Origin of the sequence: Azoarcus taiwanensis (genome assembly GCF_012910885.1) — a bacterium.
GTDB classification, from domain to species: domain Bacteria; phylum Pseudomonadota; class Gammaproteobacteria; order Burkholderiales; family Rhodocyclaceae; genus Azoarcus_F; species Azoarcus_F taiwanensis.
On the sequence record NZ_WTVM01000084.1, the window covers coordinates 1 to 17,891 of the forward strand.

Below are 17,891 nucleotides of genomic sequence, written 5' to 3' on the forward strand. Positions count from 1 at the left end.
CTTGCGCATCGCACGACGGAACTCCACCGCCTCGTGCAGCGACTCCTCTACCAGGGCTGGACCGCCCGGCGGCTCCATCATTGCCGCTGCAACGTCGCACGACGCGATGATCGCGTACTGAGGCGAGGTGGAGGTGTGCATCAGGTAGGCTTCGTTGAAGATGTCGCGGTCGAGCTTGCGGGTCTGCGAGTCCTGCACCAGGATCTGCGACGCCTGGCTGAGACCGGCGAGCAGCTTGTGGGTCGATTGTGTCGAGAACATCATCGACGACTTGCAGCGCGGCCGATCCGCGCCGATGGCGTGGTAGTCGCCGTAGAAGTCGTGGAAGGCAGCATGCGGCAACCAGGCTTCATCGAAATGCAGGGTGTCGATCTCGCCGTCGAGCATCTCCTTGATGGTTTCGACGTTGTACACCACGCCATCGTAGGTCGATTGGGTGATGGTCAGGATGCGCGGCTTCTTGTCCTTCGCTTCACGGGCGAACGGGTTGGCGTTGATCTTGCGCTGGATGGTCTCGGGCGAAAACTCCTCCAGCGGGATGGGCCCGATGATGCCGTAATGGTTGCGCGTCGGCGTCAGGAACACCGGCACCGCACCGGTCATGATGATGGAGTGGAGGATGGATTTGTGGCAGTTGCGATCGACGACGACGATATCGCCGGGTGCGACCGTGGTATGCCACACCATCTTGTTCGAGGTGGAGGTGCCGTTGGTGACGAAGTAGAGATGGTCACAGTTGAAGATGCGCGCGGCGTTGCGCTCGCTCGCTGCGACCGGCCCGGTATGGTCTAGGAGCTGGCCGAGTTCCTCGACTGCGTTGCAGACGTCGGCACGGAGCATGTTCTCGCCGAAAAACTGGTGAAACATCTGCCCGACCGGGCTCTTCAGAAAGGCCACGCCTCCGGAGTGACCGGGGCAATGCCATGAATACGAGCTGTCGGCCGCATAGTGCGTGAGCGCACGGAAGAACGGCGGCGCCAGCGTCTCGAGGTAGTTCTTCGCCTCGCGCACGATGTAACGCGCGACGAACTCCGGCGTGTCCTCGAACATGTGGATGAAGCCGTGCATCTCGCGCAGCACATCGTTCGGGATGTGCCGGCTGGTCCGCGTCTCGCCGTAGAGGAAGATCGGAATATCCGCGTTTCGGTGCCGGATCTCCTGGACGAAGGCGCGCAGTTCGGCGATCGCCTTTTCGGTCGCCGCCTGCGACGAGAACTCCTCGTCATCGATCGACAGAATGAAGGCCGAGCCACGGCTCTGCTGCTGAGCGAAGGAAGTCAGGTCGCCGTAGCTGGTGACGCCAAGCACATCGATGCCTTCGTCCTCGATGGCCTTGGCCAGCGCGCGGATACCCAGCCCGGAGGCGTTCTCCGAACGGAAGTCCTCGTCGATGATGATGATCGGGAAATGAAAACGCATGCGCCTCTCCAGCGTGTCGCAATCACGGCGACGAAGTATCCGTTCTGGGGTCAGCCGCCGCAGGCCGCCCCCGGGAAAAGCATTAAGGGCCGTCACCGGCCCTGGTCAGTCGCTGTTTAACACAGCCGTCTTTCACCGAGATTTCAGATCTTCGGCAAGGTGACGCCACGTTGCCCCTGATACTTGCCGCCGCGATCCCGGTAGGATGTCTCGCAGACCTCGTCGGACTCGAAGAACAGCATCTGCGCGACGCCCTCGTTGGCGTAGATCTTCGCGGGCAGCGGCGTAGTGTTGGAAAACTCGAGCGTCACGTGGCCTTCCCACTCGGGTTCGAGCGGCGTGACGTTGACGATGATGCCGCAGCGCGCGTAAGTGCTCTTGCCGAGGCACACGGTGAGCACGCTGCGTGGGATGCGGAAGAACTCGACCGTTCGCGCCAGCGCAAAGGAGTTCGGCGGGATGATGCAGACGTCGCCGACGAAATCGACGAAGTTGCGGGCATCGAAATCCTTGGGGTCGACGATCGTCGAGTTGATATTGGTGAAAATCTTGAATTCGTTCGCGCACCGCACGTCGTAGCCATAGCTCGAGGTGCCGTAGGAAACGATGCGGCCAGAGTCGGAGCTTCGCACCAGCTCGGGTGCGAACGGCTCGATCATCCCTTCCTGCTCCGCCATGCGGCGGATCCATTTGTCGGACTTGATGGACATGAAGTGCGGTTTCCTGTGCGGGGAATCACGCCGCGGCGCGAAACAATAAACTTCGTAGTTTACCCCTTAGTCGCGCGCTTGCACCAGACCGATATTGCGAGGGCCTGTTCTCATTCGCCATGGCAGTCTCGCCGTCGCGCGGAGACCAGGCCCTGGTCGGCCTCAGGTATTCTGAATCACGATATTCGGGAACTTGTGGGTCATGTCCTTGGCCTTCTCGGCGATGCGCACCGCAACCTGCCGCGCAATACCCTTGTAGATGCCGGAGATGCGGCCCTCCGGGTCCGAAACCACGGTCGGGCGCCCGTCATCCACCTCGGTGCGGATCTGCAGATCGAGCGGCAGCGCACCGAGAAACGGGATGCCGTAGTCGCTGCAGAGCTTCTCGCCGCCGCCGGTGCCGAAAATCGGCTCCTCGTGGCCGCACTTCGAGCAGATGTGGATGCTCATGTTCTCGACCACACCTACGATGGGCACGCCGACCTTCTCGAACATCTTGATGCCCTTACGCGCATCGAGCAGCGCAATGTCCTGCGGCGTGGTGACGATGACCGCACCGGTAACCGGAACGCTCTGCGACAGCGTGAGCTGGATATCGCCAGTCCCCGGGGGCATGTCGATGAGCAGATAGTCGAGGTCCTGCCAGTTGGTGTCCTTGAGCAGTTGATTCAAGGCCTGCGTGGCCATAGGTCCGCGCCAGACCATCGGCGTTTCGACGTCCACCAGAAAACCGATCGACATGGCCTGCAAGCCGTAGGCCTGCATCGGCTCCATGCGTTTGCCGTCATGCGACTCTGGACGCTGACCAGCGATTCCGAGCATCTGGGGCTGCGACGGGCCGTAGATGTCGGCGTCGAGAATGCCGACGCGCGCCCCTTCGGCGGCGAGTGCGAGCGCGAGGTTGACCGTCGTCGTGCTCTTGCCGACACCGCCCTTGCCAGAGGCGACGGCGATGATGTTCTTCACCCCTGGCAACAACTTGGCGCCCTGCTGCACCGCATGGGCGACGATCTTGCTGCGCACCTCGATCTTGACCGAGGCCACGCCTTCGATCGCAGCCACCGCCTTCTCACAGAGATCGCGAACGATCTGGTGCTGACTGTTCGCCGGGTAGCCGAGCTCGACGACGAAACGCACCGCCGAACCTTCGAGGGCGAGCTCCCGGATGCAGCGGGACGAGACGAAATCCCTGCCGGTGTTCGGATCGACGACGTTCTTGAGCGCTGCAGTAACCAACTCCGGGGTGAGACTCATGGTTTGTCATCCTTCACTGATGTTCGTAGCGGGCCGCGCCTCTGGGGCGACCTCCTTTTGGTCGGGTTTCGCCCGCGATGATACCTAAGCTGGTGCGGAAGCTCACCCACGAGATCAATAGGGATATCGCAGCGCTGATAGAATGCGCCTCCCAAACCACCGCGCTCGACAGAAGCACGGGGTCTCGAGAAGGAGAAGGAAGATGTTTCGCAACAGCTTCGTGACGGTCGCGCTGGTCGCGCTACTTTCGGCGTGCGCAACGCTGCCCGGGCAGTACGCGACCACGCCCGCTACGGTCAGCGAACCGAGCTGGGTGGAAGAACGCGCAACGCTCGAAGCCAGCATCAACACGCACCCCGAGTTCGACGCCATCGCGATGGACGACGGCGGCCTGCTCATCCGTCTGCCTGCCGCCGAGGGGTTTGCCACCGGCGAGACCGATCCCACCCCGCCCTTGCGCCGCTTGCTGGCAGAAATCAGCCCCCTGTTGCAGACCTTTCCCGACACCGACCTGCTCGTGCTCGGCCACACCGACAGCATCGGCAGCGAACTCTACAACCTGCGCCTTTCGATCGGCCGAGCCGAGGCGGTGATGGATGTACTCCGATCCCATGGCGTTTCGCTCGCGCGTCTTACCGCCGACGGTCGCGGCGAGGCCGAACCGATCGCCGACAACGCGCCCCCCGAAGGCCGCGCCATCAATCGCCGCGTTGAGATCGTCGTCCGTCCGCGTGACTGACTCAGGGCCTGCTCTCATTCGCGCCGGCGGATCGCCAGCGCGAATGAGAGCAGGCCCGAGCCTTGCCGCGCTTTGATAAACTTCCGCTTTTAATCCGACGGCCCCCGACATGACCCGCAAGATCCTGGTCAGCAATGCCCTGCCCTACGCCAACGGCGACATCCACCTCGGCCATCTGGTCGGCTACATCCAGGCCGACATCTGGGTGCGTTATCAGCGCATGCGCGGTCACTGCGTGCATTACGTCTGCGCCGACGACACCCACGGCACCCCGGTGATGCTGCGCGCCGAGAAGGAAGGGGTCACACCCGAGGCATTGATCGAGCGCGTCCATGGCGAGCATCTGCGCGACTTCACCGGCTTTGGCGTAGCCTTCGACAACTATCACTCGACCCACAGCGCTGAGAACAAGGCCTACGCCGAGGATATCTATACCAGGCTCCGCGGCGCCGATCTGATCGATGTGCGTTCCATCGAGCAGTATTACGACCCGGTCAAGCAGATGTTCCTGCCGGACCGCTTCATCAAGGGCGAATGCCCGAAATGCGGCGCGGCCGACCAGTACGGCGACAACTGCGAAGTGTGCGGCGCGGCTTATGCCCCCACCGAACTGAAGAACCCCTTCTCGGCGGTCTCCGGCGCAACACCGATGCTGCGCGAGTCCGAGCATTACTTCTTCCGTCTGTCGGACCCGCGCGCGGTTGCCTTTCTGCGTGAATGGACCCGCGGCAGCAACGCAGCGGGCACCCGACGCCTGCAGCAGGAAGCCGCCAACAAGATGAAGGAATGGCTCGGCGAGGAAGGCGAAAACAAGCTCTCGGACTGGGACATCTCCCGCGATGCGCCTTACTTCGGCTTCGAGATCCCCGACGCACCGGGTAAGTATTTCTACGTCTGGCTGGACGCGCCGATCGGCTATCTGGCGAGCTTCCGCAACCTGGCCGAGCGGCAGAGTGGCATCGTCGTCGAGGACTACACCGATGCCGAACGCGCTGCCGCCGCCGGCACCGAGATGGTGCACTTCATCGGCAAGGACATCCTCTACTTCCACGCGCTGTTCTGGCCGGCGATGCTGCACTTTGCCGGCTACCGGACGCCGACGCAGTTGTGCGTGAACGGCTTCCTGACGGTGGACGGTGCCAAGATGAGCAAGAGCCGCGGCACCTTCATCACCGCCCAGTCCTACCTCGCCCAGGGGCTGGACCCGGAGTGGCTGCGCTACTACTTCGCCAGCAAATCCAACGGCACGATGGAGGATGTCGATCTCAACCTTGACGACATGATCGCCAAGGTCAATTCCGACCTGGTGGGCAAGTTCGTGAATATCGCGAGCCGCTGCGCGGGCTTCATCGTCAAGCGCTTCGACGGCCGGCTGGGCGACGTCGATGCCGAGATGGCGGCCGAGTTCAGCGCCGCGATGGGTGCGGGCCTGATCGCCCGCGCCTACGAAGAGCGTGACTTTGGCCGCGCGCTACGCGAGATCATGCGTCTCGCGGACATCGCCAACCAGTATGTCAACGATCACAAGCCCTGGGAACTGGCCAAACAGGAAGGCGAGGAGGCACATCTGCACACTGCCTGCACCACGGCGCTGACCCTGTTCCGCGACCTCGCGCTCTACCTCAAGCCGGTGCTGCCGGCATTGGCGGCCAAGGTCGAGGATTTTCTCGCCATCGAACCCATGGCGTGGCCCGAGGTTTGGGCAGCACTGCCGACCGGTCATCAGATCAAGCCCTACAAGCACATGATGACCCGTGTCGAGCGCAAGCAGATAGATGGCCTGCTCGACGCCAATCGCGAATCGCTGGCCCCGGCGCCTGCCAGAGGAACCGAAGGCGGCAAGGCGGCCTCATCGCAACAACGCCACGGCGAGAAGCAGCAACACGCCGCCCAGCAGGCCGAGACCGCATTGCCGACGATCTCCATCGACGATTTCACCAAGGTCGAGCTGCGCATCGCGAAGATCGTCAATGCGGAACATGTCGAGGGTGCGGACAAGCTCATCCGCCTGCAACTCGACATTGGCGAGAAGGACGAATCCGGTGCCGCGAAGACCCGGCAGGTCTTTGCCGGCATCAAGTCGGCCTACGATCCGGCCACGCTGATCGGCCGGCTCACCGTGATGGTTGCCAACCTCGCCCCGCGCAAGATGAAGTTCGGGATGAGCGAGGGCATGGTGCTCGCCGCCTCGGACGACGGCGGCACGGCGCCTGGCCTGTTCATCCTGTCCCCGGATGCCGGTGCGCAACCCGGCATGCGCGTTAAGTAAGGCCTCTCCAGGATGCCCCTGACTGCGCGCAGACGCTGGCTGATCATGCAACGAAGCGCCCCCTGGGCGTGGCGCGTTGCTGCTCGCTCAGCTTTTTTGCGCACTCCCACAGTCAGAGGGCATCATGATTCGCTTCCGTCCCAAACTCCTCGACACGCTCCCGGGCTATAGCCGGGGGCTCTTCACCCAGGATTTGTCCGCCGGCATCACCGTCGGTGTGCTGGCCCTGCCGCTGGCCATGGCCTTTGCCATTGCCAGCGGCATGAGCCCGTCGGCCGGTATCTGGACCGCCATCGTCGCCGGCTTTCTCGTTTCCTTGCTCGGTGGTTCGCGGGTGCAGATCGGCGGGCCGACCGGCGCCTTCATCCCGATCATCTACGTCATCGTGGTCGACTACGGTGTGGCAAACCTGCTCATCGCCACGATGATGTCCGGCGTGATGCTGCTGGCCATGGGGGCCTTCCGCCTGGGAAGCATGATCCGTTTTATCCCGCTGTCGGTGGTGATCGGGTTCACCAATGGCATCGCAGTGGTCATTTTCATTTCCCAGATCAAGGACTTTCTCGGCCTGGACATCGAGCAGATGCCGGGCGAATTCTTCGGCAAGATGGAGGCGCTGTATCACGCGATTGGCACGATTCACCTGCCCACGGTCGCGCTCGCCACTGCATCGCTCGCGGTGCTCGTCGGCTGGAACCGTGCGGCAAAGCGCGTCACATGGATGAGCCGGCTCCCCGGTCCGCTGGCGGTGCTGGTCATTGCGACCGCAGTCAATGCCATGCTCCATCTGCCGGTGGACACCATCGGCAGCCGCTTCGGCGGCATTCCGCAGGAACTGCCGAGCTTCGGCTTGCCGGAGGTTTCGCTCGGCCTGCTCGGCAAGCTCATCGCACCGGCACTGACCATCGCCATTCTCGGCGCGATCGAATCACTGCTCTCGGCGCGCGTGGCCGACAGCCAGATCGACGACCGCCACGATCCCAACCAGGAACTGATGGCGCAGGGTGCGGCCAACATCGCCGCGCCGCTGCTCGGCGGCTTCGCAGCGACCGGGGCCATTGCGCGGACCGCCACCAACATCCGCTCCGGCGGACGCACACCGGTCGCCGGCATGGTGCATGCATTGACTTTGCTCGCCATCGTGCTGGTCGCTGCGCCGCTCGCGGCCCACATCCCACTGGCTACCCTGTCTGCCATCGTCGTCGTGGTGGCCATCAACATGGGCGAGTGGCACGCGTTCAAGCTGGGCGAACTGCGTCGCTACTCCAACAACTACAAGATGATCCTGCTTGGCACTTTCTTCATCACGGTGGTGTTCGACCTCACTCTCGCGGTGGAGATCGGCATGGTCATGGCCAGCCTGTTCTTCATTTACCGCATGTCCGACCTCACCCGCATCGAGCGCATCGCACTCGAGAAGTACAAGGGCTTCGAGCACTACTATGCCCTCGAGGATCTGCATCGTCCCGATGGGAGCAGCCGTGTCACCGCATACCGCCTCACCGGCAGCCTCTTCTTCGGCGCTGCCAACAAGCTCGACGCCCTGCTCACCGATGAGGTCGGCAGCCCGGACGTGGTCATTCTCGACCTCGAAAAGGTGATCAGCATCGACACCACAGGCCTGGACATTCTTCAAACGATGAAGCGCAAGCTCGACAAGCGCGGCATCGGGCTGATGCTGTGCGGACTGGGAAAACAGCCGCAATCGCTGCTCAAACGCTCGGGATTTCTCGAGGAGATCGGCGACAATGCGGTTGCGACGTCGCTTCAGGACGCGCTGCGGCAATCGCAGGGATTCAAGGGACGGGAAGACCCAGGGGTGAGCTATGTCTGATCAGAAAACCGAATTGCAGGAGCCGATCACCCGCCGCCTGCTGATCCACGGCAAGGTCCAGGGTGTCTGGTATCGTGCGAGCGCCCAGACCGAGGCGATCAAGCTCAGACTTTCCGGCTGGGTGCGCAATCTTCACACCGGCGAAGTCGAGGCACTGATCAGCGGCCCGGAAGACGCAGTCGAGGCCTTCATCGACTGGGCGCGACAGGGGCCACCTGCCGCGCAGGTGCTGCGCGTCGACGTCAGTGCCGGCGACGCGCCAGAACCCGGCCTGTTCTCGCTACGCCCCGACGCCTGATCGCTTGCGAATCGCTCCTCCCCCTTCAACGGGGAGGCCGCAAGGGGGATGGGGTTGCCAGTGCCAGCCTCAGTGGCTGGTGCCCTCGTCTCGCATTACCTTGTTCCACACGTTGTACTTGCCCACCGGCTTGCGCATCGGCAGGCGCTTGACCTCTTCCAGCGTTTCGGCATCGAGCACCACGATGGCGCCGTCGAATTCCCAGTGGCTGGCGAGCGCGAAGCGGCCGTCGCGGGTGTACTCGATGTGCGCAAGTGTCTCGCCCTCAGTGCCGAAGATCTCGTGCACCACTTCCAGCGTATGTTTGTCGATGACCTGCAGGATGTGCTTGGCCTCCGGGCTCATCATCGAATCGACGAAGGCGTAGCGGCTGTTCTCATGGCTGCGCAGGAAGAAACCCGGCCCCCGAGTCGGGATGCGCCTGACCACCTCGAAACTGTCGATATCGATCACCGTGACTTCAGCCGCTTGCAGATTGGTGCTCGCCATCACGCGGCGCCCCTGCCAGTCCCAGGTGATCCCGGAACCGAGGTGAGGCATGCCGTCCAGCGGCAGGTCGGCGATCTTGCGACGGGCATCGAGGCTGACCACCTGCCCGGTGCCGTTGCGCGAGGCGCCCATCAGCAACGAGTAGTCCTGGGTGAAGAAGAAGTCGTCGAGCACGTCTTCGACCACGGTGCGTCGCACGTTGAGATAGCCGGGCACGAACTCACCCTCGCGCATGCGGTAGTCGTGGACCACGCCGACCGGAATCGGCTCGGCCTCGGGATCGAAACTGATCTCCCACACTTCGGGCAAATCCTTGAGCGCGGCGACGAAAGATTTGCGCGGTGTCGCTTCATACACTGCGGACACCCGCGACGTGGTCACACCGTCCTTGCCGACCACGTCGAGCACCTTGAGCAGGTTGAGGTCGCCGTCGAACAGCACCAGAGTGTGCGGCAGGTAGTTGGCCACCGCGACATAGTTGCCGTCCGGCGACACGGCAACGTTGCGCGTGTTGATGCCGGCGCGAACCTCGGACACCACGGTGAGGTTCCACAGATCGAACTTGGTCACCCAGCCGTCCCGCGAGCCGAAGAAGACGTAACGCCCCTCCTGCGCGAACTTGGGTCCGCCATGCAGCGCGAAGCGGCTCTGGAAACGATGGATCGGCTCGAGCTTGTCACCGTCCAGCACCGACACATGGTGGTCGCCGGTTTCGACGACGAGAAACACGTTCCACGGATCGGCATCGAACACCGGCGTCGGCGACAAGGTACTCGGATCGACATGTTCGATGCGCGAGGCGCGGATCTCGGTTTCGGTCCATTTGGGCGACGGCACGATCGGCGTGTAGATCAGCTCGGTGATCGCGGCGATCTCGTCCGCACTCAACAGCTCGCCGAAGGCCGGCATCTGGGTAGCGACCAGACCATCGGTAATTGCCGCGACGGCCGCCGGCTTGCGCAGGCGCGCGAGGTTTTCGGGCAGCAGCGCCGGCCCCATGCCACCAAGGCGATCCATGCCATGACAGGTCGCACAGTGCTGAACGTAGTTGGTGAAGGTGGCGTCTGGCGTAGTGGCCGAAACCGAGGCGCTGGCCAGCAGCAACGCACTGCTTCCGATGGCGAGTGTCAGGCGGGAAATCGAGTGAAACATGTGCATCATCCCTGTTCGACGTTGATCGGCACACGACGGCGCGGCTGGTAGGCTGTCAGCTCGACGCGGTCGCCGCGACTCGCCTCGTCGAGGCCGATTTCGTCGTCGCTGAGATAACAGGCCGGGTCCTCGGCCCAGACGTCGCCGGTGATCTGCTGCGCCCGCACCCGTGAGCTGCCGTTGCAGATGTTCAGATAGGCGCAGCCGCCACAACGGCCCGACAGCGTGCGCGGATGCTGTTTGAGTCCGGCCATCAGGGGGTTGGACACGTCCGACCAGATCTCGCCGAACGGGCGCTCCTTGACGTTGCCCAGTGGCACGTGCCACCACATGGTGTCCGGATGCACCACACCGAGGTTGTCGATATTCGCGACATTCACCCCGCTGGCGTTGCCCCCCCAGGCCAGAAGCTTGGCGCGGACGTGCTCGGCCTTGTCCGGAAAACGTGCGGCAACCCAGTGCAGCATGTACACGCCGTCGGCATCGTTGTTGCCGGTGACGAATTCCTTCTCGATGCCCCGGCGATGGAGGTCGAGACAGGTGTCGAACAACAGATCCATGGCCTCGCGCGTGGTGCGATGGCGGGCGTCATCGGCGCGGTACTTGTTGCCACGACCCGCGTAGTTGAGATGCGAGAAGTAGAACTTGTCGATGCCCTCGTCCTCGACCAGCTTCAACAGGGCCGGCAGGTCGTGGGCGTTGTCCTCGGTCATCGTATAGCGTACGCCGACCTTGATGCCGCGATCCTGGCACAAGCGGATGCCGCGCATCGACGCATCAAAGGCGCCTTCGAGCCGGCGAAACTTGTCGTGCGTGGCGCCGATGCCGTCCAGGCTGACGCCGACGTAGTCGAAGCCGATGTCGTCGATCGCATCGATGTTGTTCTCGTCGATCAGCGTACCGTTGGACGACAGACCCACGTAGAAACCCATGGCCTTGGCGCGACGTGCGATGTCGAAGATGTCCGGTCGCAGAAGCGGTTCGCCACCGGACAAAATGAGCACCGGCACGCGGAAGGCCTTGAGGTCGCCCATGACCTTGAACACCTGCTCGGTGTTGAGCTCACCGGGAAAATCGCTGTCGGCCGAGATCGAGTAGCAGTGCTTGCAGGTCAGGTTGCAGCGGCGGATCAGATTCCAGATGACCACCGGCCCCGGCGGGTTGCGACGCGGCCCAGCCGGCGTCGGTTGATCGAGTTCGCGGATGAATTGTGAGATTCGGAACATGTGCACCTCCGGGGACCATTCAACCCCATGCGCTGACGCATAAAAATGACTACGATCAAACGCCCGCGCTTGGCGGACGCCCGTCTTCACTGACCGATGCGCAGCCCGGTTTTCTTCAGGATCGCACTGGAGAACAGCACGTCCCGCGCGCGGCAGACATCACCGAAGCGCTGTGTGATCGCCGCTGCGATCGTGTCGATCTGCGTCCGCACCTCGTCGCGATCCTGCCCATGGACCATCGCGAACAGGTTGTAGCGCCAGTCCGGGAGGTGGCGGGGCCGACGGTAACAATGAGTGACCCGATCCAGCGTGCCGACGAACTCTCCAACGGCGTCCACATGTTCGTCTGCGATATCCCACACGCTCATGCCGTTGGCGGTGTAGCCGATGGCATAGTGGTTGGGCACTGCCCCGATGCGCCGGATTACCCCGCGGGCAAGCATGGCGCGCAGACGCTCGAGCAGTTCCTCCAGCGGAATTCCGACCTCGGCCGCCACCGACTGCCAGGGTTCGGCAATGATAGGCAGCCCTCCCTGGGTCGCAAGCACGATGCGGCGCTCGACCGGATCGAGTGCAGCGGGAACGGCAGTATCCTTTGACATGCTCATACCTTGAGCTTCATCTCGACGAAGAACTCACGTTCCTTCGGAAAGCAATGCACGGTGAGACCGGTGGCGGCCTCGATGCGCGCGGCGGTTTCGGCGATGCCTTCGGGTTTCTCGGTAGCGAGCACGAACCACATGTTGAGCGTGTGCTCACGGCGGTAGTTATGGGCCACTTCGGCAAAGCCGTTGACGATTTCGCACACTTCGGCGAAGCGCGTCTCCGGCACCTTGATCGCAGCAAGGCAAAAGGCGCCACCAATGCGCTCGATCTGGAACATGGGCCCGAAGCGCGACAGCACGCCCTGATCCAGCAAGGTCCGCACGCGCTCGATGAGCCTGGCTTCCGTACAGCCGAGTCGCTCAGCCACTTCGGCGAAGGGGCGTTCGGACAACGGGAACCCGTCCTGCAAACCATTGATGAGTGCGCGGTCGAAATCGTCCAGCGCGACCGGCTCGCTGCGCCCCCCCCTCATGTCCCGGCCCTTCCGAAGTAGCGCGACCCGCGTTGCTTGAAACGCCGCGTGCTGAACAGCACCGCCTGGTCATACCCTTCAAGTCCACAACGGCTGACAATGGCCTCGCGCTCCGCGAGCACTGCCTCGCGCGAACGACCGTGGATCATGCAGAAAAGGTTGAACGGCCAGTGTGGCCGCGCACGGCTGCGACGGTAGCAAAGCGTCACTGCGGGTTCGCGCGCGAGCCGCTTGCCGACTTCCGACACCTGATCGTCCGGCACGTCCCAGACGCACATCGCGTTGGCGTCGAAGCCCAGTTCATGATGACGGACGACGAGCCCCAGCCGCTTGATCCGGCCGTCCTCCAGCCAGCGTTCGATGACGTCCAGCACCAGATCCTCGCGGACACCGACCCGCTCACCCAGCTCGCGGAACGGCTGAGAAACGATCGGCAAGCCCTGCTCTAGCGCCGACATCACCGCCCGCTCGAGTTCGGGCATCAGGCAAGCGCCGTCAGACATGGGTTCGAGCACGTCCTGGGCCACCGCATTGCGAGACACCTCGCCGTCGCCACCGAGGTCGAAACCCAGGTCGATATGAAATGCCTGCTCCAGCGGCAGCACGATAATCTTGCAGCCGGTATCCGCCTCGAGCGTCTCGACGACCTCCGCGAGACGACGCCCGGATTCGGCGGTAATCACGAACCACAGATTGAAAGCGTGCTCTCGCTGGTAGTTATGGTTGACCTCGGGGGCGGCATTCACACGCGCGGCAATCTCCTCCAGACGCGCCTCAGGCGCAGACAGCGCCGCCAGGGCGCTGGCACCGATGCGACGTGGTGCAAAGACCGCACCAACGCGGCTCAACACACCGTCCCGTAGCCACATGGAGACGGTGTCGAGTACGGCCTGTTCATCCAGCCCGATCTGCTCTGCAAGCCGCGCGAAGGGCTGTGACACCAGCGGGAAGTTCCGCTGGAAATCGTTCAGCAGGCGAAACCGCGCCTCGTCCGACGAGTCTGCAGCCATGACCGTTTGCGCAATCCGTGCAGCCGTCGCCCCCATGTCAGAAACCGACCCGGTGAGCGCGGTGCGTGAAGAAGATACCGCTCGGACTCACCACCGGCAGCTCGCCGATGCGCTCGCGGGTGCGTGTGTCGTACATCACGACCTTGTCGTCGTCACGGGCCGAGATCCAGATCTCCTCACCCTTGGGCGTAAACTCCATGTGCAGTACCGCCCGACCGGGCTGGAAGCTGTGGACCACCTCGTTCTCGAGTGTGTCGATGACCTGCATCCAGCCATTGTCGGGGAAAGCGAAGTTGACCCACACCTCTCGCCCGTCGGGTCGCGACATCACGAACACCGGCTGGCTGCGCACCGGAATTCGACCGACCTCCTCCCAGGATCCCAGCTCGACCACCAGCACCTCGTGACGGCCGATGGCCGGCAGATAAGCCTTGCCCCCCGCGATTGCCCATCCTCTCAGGTGCGGCATCTTGAACACCGGCAACGGCTCCTCGCCCCTGCCGTAACCAGGAAGAATGGTGCGCACGCCAAGCTCAGGCTGCCACAGGTCGAGCATCGACATGCCATCTTCGCCGAATAGACCGGCAATGTAGTAGCGGCCATCGGGGGTGATCAGCGCGTCGTACGGCTGACGGCCGGCCGGAAAGCGCTGGGTTTGCGGATTGGTCGGATCGGAGAGATCGGTCAGCCAGATCTCTCCTGCCTCGAACAGTGAGTAGATGAAGCGATTGCCCGGCAGATCGCGCAAGCCCACTACTTTGGCCCGCTGGCCGTGATCGCCCCACACCGTAGGCACTTCGGAAAGCAACTCCAGGGTCTCGGCGTCGAACACGCGGATGCCCCCCGGTTCGTAATTCTGCGCAACAACGAAGCGACCGTCCTGCGAGATCGCGCCGCCGATGGCGTTGCCGGCCTGGATGACACGCCCGACGATCTCGCCAGCGAGGATATCCACCTTGGTGAGTCCACCATCGCGGCCAAACACATAGGCGTAACGCGCATCACGCGAATAGACCAGTGACGCATGCGACAGATCGCCAAGCCCCGGGACCTCGGCCAGGGCCGTCCGACCGGTGGATTCGACCACCGTCACCTGCCCGGTCGCACGCTCGATGATCACGCCGAGATCACCTGTACCGCGAACCACGGGCGCCTCGGTGGTGGCGCATGCAGCAAGCAACAGTGCCGCCGAGGCAACACCGGCAATTCGCAAGAGCTTTCGTTGGCAGTAGCCAATCATCTTGATTCTCCTTGAGCCTTCGTTCAACGCACCCGGACGCCTGGCGCTGCCACCGGCAGCGGACCGCCATCTTCGGGAAAGCCGGCCATCAGCTGCCGCACGATCCAGCTGGATTCTTCTTCGGTGAGGATACCCATGAAGGGTGGCATCGGCGTGCCCGGCCGCCCTCGATAGAGGGTGGCGAGCAACCCTTCGTAGGGCTTGTCCTGCAACGCATCCGGCGTCAGCGCGGGTCCCAGCCCTCCCTTGAGCGTAAGGCCATGACAGGATCCGCAGTCCTGGCGCACCATGTGCACCAGCTCCTTGATCCGCTCCGGCGTGGGCACGAAACCCTCTTCCGCGAGTACACTCTTAGACGATAAGGCGACAAAAAGTCCCGCCGCTACCGCCACCAACCCGTTTGTTGAACTGATTACACGCATTGCCTCGACTCCTGCTCCGGTCCGTGACAAGTCGCCAGGACTTGCCTCAGGGCGCAGCCAGTATCGTTTGCGGGTCACGAGGCACTCCTTGATTTCGGTTAATTCCCCCGGACGGCTGTAGGGATAAAGTGTTGCCAACAAAAGGCGCCAGCGGTCCGTGCCCATGCGCACGGAACCGCCAACGAGGAGAGTCACCCATGAAGCGCGAGCAAGTCGGTCAGAACCCGCAATCAAGCTCCCGCCCTGCCCCGGCGGGCAAGGTCCATCTTGTCGGTGCAGGCCCGGGCGACCCCGACCTGCTCACGGTTCGCGCGGCCCGGCTGCTCGCCGGATGCGATGTGCTGGTCTACGACAATCTGGTGAGCGACGCCGTTCTCGCCACGGTCAATCCGAAAGCGCGACGCATCTACGTCGGCAAGGAAGCCGGCAACCACGCGTTGCCGCAGGATCAAATCAACTCCCTGCTGGTCAACCTCGCCCGCGAGGGCTTCGAGGTTGTCCGCCTGAAGGGTGGCGACCCCTACATCTTCGGCCGCGGCGGGGAGGAGGCCGAGGAGCTGGTTCAGGCCGGCATCCAGTGTGACGTCGTCCCGGGCATCACCGCAGCGTCCGGCATTTCCGCCTGTACCGGCATGCCGCTGACCCACCGCGACCATGCCCGCGCGGTAGTGTTCGCAACCGGTCATTTGAAGGACGGCAGCGTCGACCTCGATTGGCCCGCATTGGCCAGGCCTCACCAGACCGTGGTGATCTACATGGGCATCGGCGCGCTGCAGATCATTTGCGACCAGCTGATTGCCCACGGTCTATCGGCCGACACGCCAGCCGCCGTCATCCGCAAGGGCACGACTCGCGAACAGGTGACTCTTGTGTCGACGCTCGGCGACCTGCCCGGCGCAGTCAAGGCCGCTCGCATCAAGTCTCCCGCGCTGATCATGGTCGGCTCGGTCGTCACGCTCAACGCCCGTCTCGCGCCGCAGCGTGAGGCGGTGAAAGCCGCGCCCACAACCAGTGAAACCTGTACCGTCTGATCTCCATGCCGAGCCGGCGGCTTGTGCTATCATCCGCCGCGCGCCGGCATAGCTCAGTTGGTAGAGCAACCGCCTTGTAAGCGGTAGGTCGTCTGTTCGAGTCAGACTGTCGGCACCAGCCCGAAATATTTGCAGCGCACAAATTTTTCTTGACGCCTGCAACTCACAAGGCTATAGTTATCCCTCTCCAGACGCGGGGTGGAGCAGTCCGGTAGCTCGTCGGGCTCATAACCCGAAGGTCACAGGTTCGAATCCTGTCCCCGCAACCAAATAAAATCAAAGGCTTACGCGATGCGTAAGCCTTTGTGCTTTGTGGGTTTGGCGTAAATTGGCGTAAATCGATTTGGGGGTACCCCACAAGTCGTGCCAACCGAGGCGGTTTCCGCAAGCACGGAGACGTCGGCCAGAACCCACCCTGAACCCAGGCTTACATACACCGGAAAGGCTCCGCGCCGGGCTTTCAGTGGCCGACAGCGCCTGGAAGTGGGCGGCGCCGGACTTGATCTTGCCGTTCTCGCGCTCCCGCAGGCCGTCTTCGAACAGGCTGCTCTTGGTTTCCACAACGAAGTACGGCCGTTCCTGACCAACGCGATTGGCGAGTATCTCCCAGCCCGGGTTGTTGGTACCCAGAGGTGTCGGACCTCGATGTGTCCAATCTGCGGTGCATGCGCTAGCTCTATCAGACGTTCCCGATTCGTGACGCACTGCGTCACGAATCGGGCTGGACCCACCACCCTTAACTCTTAAACCACTTTCCGGAACACCGCCGGGCTAGAACATTGGAGGTCGAGCAAGGTCCAAGATCTGATAGTCTATGCAGAAATCTGCAATCGAGGACCGACATGCGTACAACACTCGACATCGACGACAAGCTGCTCACAGAAGCAAAACAACTCGCTGCACGCGAACACATCAGCCTCACCCGGCTGATCGAAGAAGGCTTGGCCGCCCGTCTGCGCAGCGCGGCTAAACCGAAGGGGTCTGGCAGCCGTGTGCACCTTCCAGTGTTTGCCGGCCGGGGAGGCTTGCAAGCCGGTATCCGCGACGCACGCAGCCATCAGGCCATCCTCGATGCACTTGATGATCTGGAAGGTCCGCAGTGACGCCCGATGTCAACGTCCTGCTAGCCGCGTCTCGGCAGGATCACCCCCACCACGCGCCGGCGCTCGCCTGGCTCGAGCAGGCCATTGCCGAGAGCGAGACCGCGCATACCCTGGCTATTCTCCCCATGGTGGCCTCCGGTTTTCTGCGCCTGGCGACGCACCCGAAGGTGTTCGATCCACCTACGCCGCTGCCTGACACCCAGGCTTTTCTCGATGCAGTCCTGTCGGCACCGGGGGTCAGCATGGTCTCTCTCGGCGGGGAATGGACACATTTCATGGCTTTGTGCGCCCGGCTCGATCTCAACGGCAACGCCATTCCCGATGCCTGGATCGCCGCCGCCGCTCAGCACCATCACCTGCACCTGGTCACGTTCGACAAGGGTTTCCGCAGGCTCTTGAAACCGAGCATGGTGACCGTGCTCAAAGGCTGATGCGCCAACCATCCCAACAAGAACAACACCATGGCCTTCGACGACAAGACCGTCTATCGCTTTCTCGCGCTCCCGCAGGCCGTCTTCGAACAGGCTGCTCTTGGTTTCCACAACGAAGTACGGCCGTTCCTGACCAACGCGATTGGCGAGTATCTCCCAGCCCGGGTTGTTGGTACCCAGAGGTGT

18 protein-coding genes, 2 tRNA genes and 1 pseudogene are annotated in these 17,891 nt (G+C 63.0%); 9 read left to right on the forward strand and 12 right to left on the reverse strand.

Features of this window, described 5'->3' with window-relative positions:
• From GPA21_RS13365 to apbC, 3 genes are all read right to left on the reverse strand, one after another.
• Window positions 1-1,419: Orn/Lys/Arg decarboxylase N-terminal domain-containing protein (locus GPA21_RS13365; protein ID WP_281355949.1), on the reverse strand; the 1,419-nt coding region annotated here is incomplete at its 3' end.
• A 143-nt stretch (window positions 1,420-1,562) separates the two neighbouring features.
• Window positions 1,563-2,129, reverse strand: coding sequence for a dCTP deaminase (gene dcd / locus GPA21_RS13370; protein WP_168988644.1), 567 nt, complete (start codon window positions 2,127-2,129; stop codon window positions 1,563-1,565).
• Window positions 2,130-2,291: 162 nt separating this feature from the next.
• Window positions 2,292-3,383, reverse strand: coding sequence for an iron-sulfur cluster carrier protein ApbC (gene apbC / locus GPA21_RS13375; protein WP_168988645.1), 1,092 nt, complete (start codon window positions 3,381-3,383; stop codon window positions 2,292-2,294).
• Between the two features lie 202 nt (window positions 3,384-3,585).
• On the opposite strand from apbC, the gene GPA21_RS13380 reads away from it, so the two are divergent.
• The 4 genes from GPA21_RS13380 (at window position 3,586) to GPA21_RS13395 (ending at window position 8,523) form a co-directional block, all read left to right on the forward strand.
• Window positions 3,586-4,122, forward strand: a complete 537-nt coding sequence (locus GPA21_RS13380; protein ID WP_168988646.1) for an OmpA family protein — start codon at window positions 3,586-3,588, stop codon at window positions 4,120-4,122.
• Window positions 4,123-4,231: 109 nt separating this feature from the next.
• Window positions 4,232-6,391: a methionine--tRNA ligase gene (gene metG, locus GPA21_RS13385; protein WP_168988647.1), complete on the forward strand. Its 2,160-nt coding sequence runs from the start codon at window positions 4,232-4,234 to the stop codon at window positions 6,389-6,391.
• A gap of 121 nt (window positions 6,392-6,512) precedes the next feature.
• The gene (locus tag GPA21_RS13390; RefSeq protein WP_168988659.1) at window positions 6,513-8,225 is read left to right on the forward strand and encodes a sulfate permease; all 1,713 of its coding nucleotides are present in this window, start codon (window positions 6,513-6,515) and stop codon (window positions 8,223-8,225) included.
• On the forward strand, window positions 8,218-8,523 hold the full coding sequence (locus tag GPA21_RS13395) for an acylphosphatase (RefSeq protein ID WP_168988648.1): 306 nt from the start codon (window positions 8,218-8,220) through the stop codon (window positions 8,521-8,523). The genes GPA21_RS13390 and GPA21_RS13395 overlap by 8 nt, the downstream gene beginning before the upstream one ends.
• Window positions 8,524-8,592: 69 nt before the next feature.
• Here GPA21_RS13395 and GPA21_RS13400 read toward each other — a convergent pair whose 3' ends face one another.
• The 7 genes from GPA21_RS13400 to GPA21_RS13430 form a co-directional block, all read right to left on the reverse strand.
• Entirely contained in the window at window positions 8,593-10,164 is a 1,572-nt protein-coding gene (locus GPA21_RS13400; RefSeq protein WP_211163592.1) for a cytochrome D1 domain-containing protein, read from the reverse strand.
• A 5-nt stretch (window positions 10,165-10,169) separates the two neighbouring features.
• Window positions 10,170-11,390 (reverse strand): heme d1 biosynthesis radical SAM protein NirJ, encoded by a 1,221-nt coding sequence (gene nirJ, locus GPA21_RS13405; RefSeq protein WP_168988650.1) that lies wholly within the window; start codon window positions 11,388-11,390, stop codon window positions 10,170-10,172.
• An 86-nt stretch (window positions 11,391-11,476) separates the two neighbouring features.
• Window positions 11,477-11,992 (reverse strand): siroheme decarboxylase subunit beta, encoded by a 516-nt coding sequence (gene ahbB, locus GPA21_RS13410; RefSeq protein WP_246261961.1) that lies wholly within the window; start codon window positions 11,990-11,992, stop codon window positions 11,477-11,479.
• 2 nt (window positions 11,993-11,994) lie between these two features.
• Window positions 11,995-12,468, reverse strand: coding sequence for an Lrp/AsnC family transcriptional regulator (locus GPA21_RS13415; protein WP_168988652.1), 474 nt, complete (start codon window positions 12,466-12,468; stop codon window positions 11,995-11,997).
• Window positions 12,465-13,478, reverse strand: coding sequence for a siroheme decarboxylase subunit beta (ahbB, locus tag GPA21_RS13420; RefSeq protein ID WP_168988653.1), 1,014 nt, complete (start codon window positions 13,476-13,478; stop codon window positions 12,465-12,467). The genes GPA21_RS13415 and ahbB (GPA21_RS13420) overlap by 4 nt, the downstream gene beginning before the upstream one ends.
• Before the next feature lie 37 nt (window positions 13,479-13,515).
• Window positions 13,516-14,718 carry a cytochrome D1 domain-containing protein gene (locus GPA21_RS13425; RefSeq protein ID WP_168988654.1) on the reverse strand — a complete coding sequence of 401 codons (1,203 nt, stop codon included), beginning with the start codon at window positions 14,716-14,718 and terminating at the stop codon, window positions 13,516-13,518.
• 23 nt (window positions 14,719-14,741) lie between these two features.
• A complete protein-coding gene (locus GPA21_RS13430) occupies window positions 14,742-15,140 on the reverse strand; it encodes a c-type cytochrome (protein WP_168988660.1) in 399 nt (132 codons plus the stop codon).
• 197 nt (window positions 15,141-15,337) lie between these two features.
• On the opposite strand from GPA21_RS13430, the gene cobA reads away from it, so the two are divergent.
• From cobA to GPA21_RS13445, 3 genes are all read left to right on the forward strand, one after another.
• Window positions 15,338-16,171 carry a uroporphyrinogen-III C-methyltransferase gene (cobA, locus tag GPA21_RS13435; RefSeq protein WP_168988655.1) on the forward strand — a complete coding sequence of 278 codons (834 nt, stop codon included), beginning with the start codon at window positions 15,338-15,340 and terminating at the stop codon, window positions 16,169-16,171.
• Between the two features lie 42 nt (window positions 16,172-16,213).
• Window positions 16,214-16,289: transfer RNA gene (locus GPA21_RS13440), tRNA-Thr, on the forward strand.
• Window positions 16,290-16,363: 74 nt separating this feature from the next.
• Window positions 16,364-16,440, forward strand: a tRNA-Met gene (locus GPA21_RS13445).
• Window positions 16,441-16,447: 7 nt separating this feature from the next.
• On the opposite strand, the gene GPA21_RS21360 is transcribed toward GPA21_RS13445, so the two are convergent.
• Window positions 16,448-16,876, reverse strand: coding sequence for a restriction endonuclease (locus GPA21_RS21360; protein WP_422614212.1), 429 nt, complete (start codon window positions 16,874-16,876; stop codon window positions 16,448-16,450).
• 137 nt (window positions 16,877-17,013) lie between these two features.
• Between GPA21_RS21360 and GPA21_RS13450 the strand changes: the two genes are divergently transcribed.
• Both GPA21_RS13450 and GPA21_RS13455 read left to right on the forward strand, forming a co-directional pair.
• On the forward strand, window positions 17,014-17,274 hold the full coding sequence (locus GPA21_RS13450; protein ID WP_168988656.1) for a DUF6364 family protein: 261 nt from the start codon (window positions 17,014-17,016) through the stop codon (window positions 17,272-17,274).
• Entirely contained in the window at window positions 17,271-17,705 is a 435-nt protein-coding gene (locus GPA21_RS13455) for a TA system VapC family ribonuclease toxin (protein WP_168988657.1), read from the forward strand. The genes GPA21_RS13450 and GPA21_RS13455 overlap by 4 nt, the downstream gene beginning before the upstream one ends.
• Before the next feature lie 69 nt (window positions 17,706-17,774).
• Here GPA21_RS13455 and GPA21_RS21365 read toward each other — a convergent pair.
• Window positions 17,775-17,885 (reverse strand): annotated as a pseudogene (locus tag GPA21_RS21365) (hypothetical protein); the annotation flags it as partial.
• Window positions 17,886-17,891 lie beyond the last annotated feature (6 nt).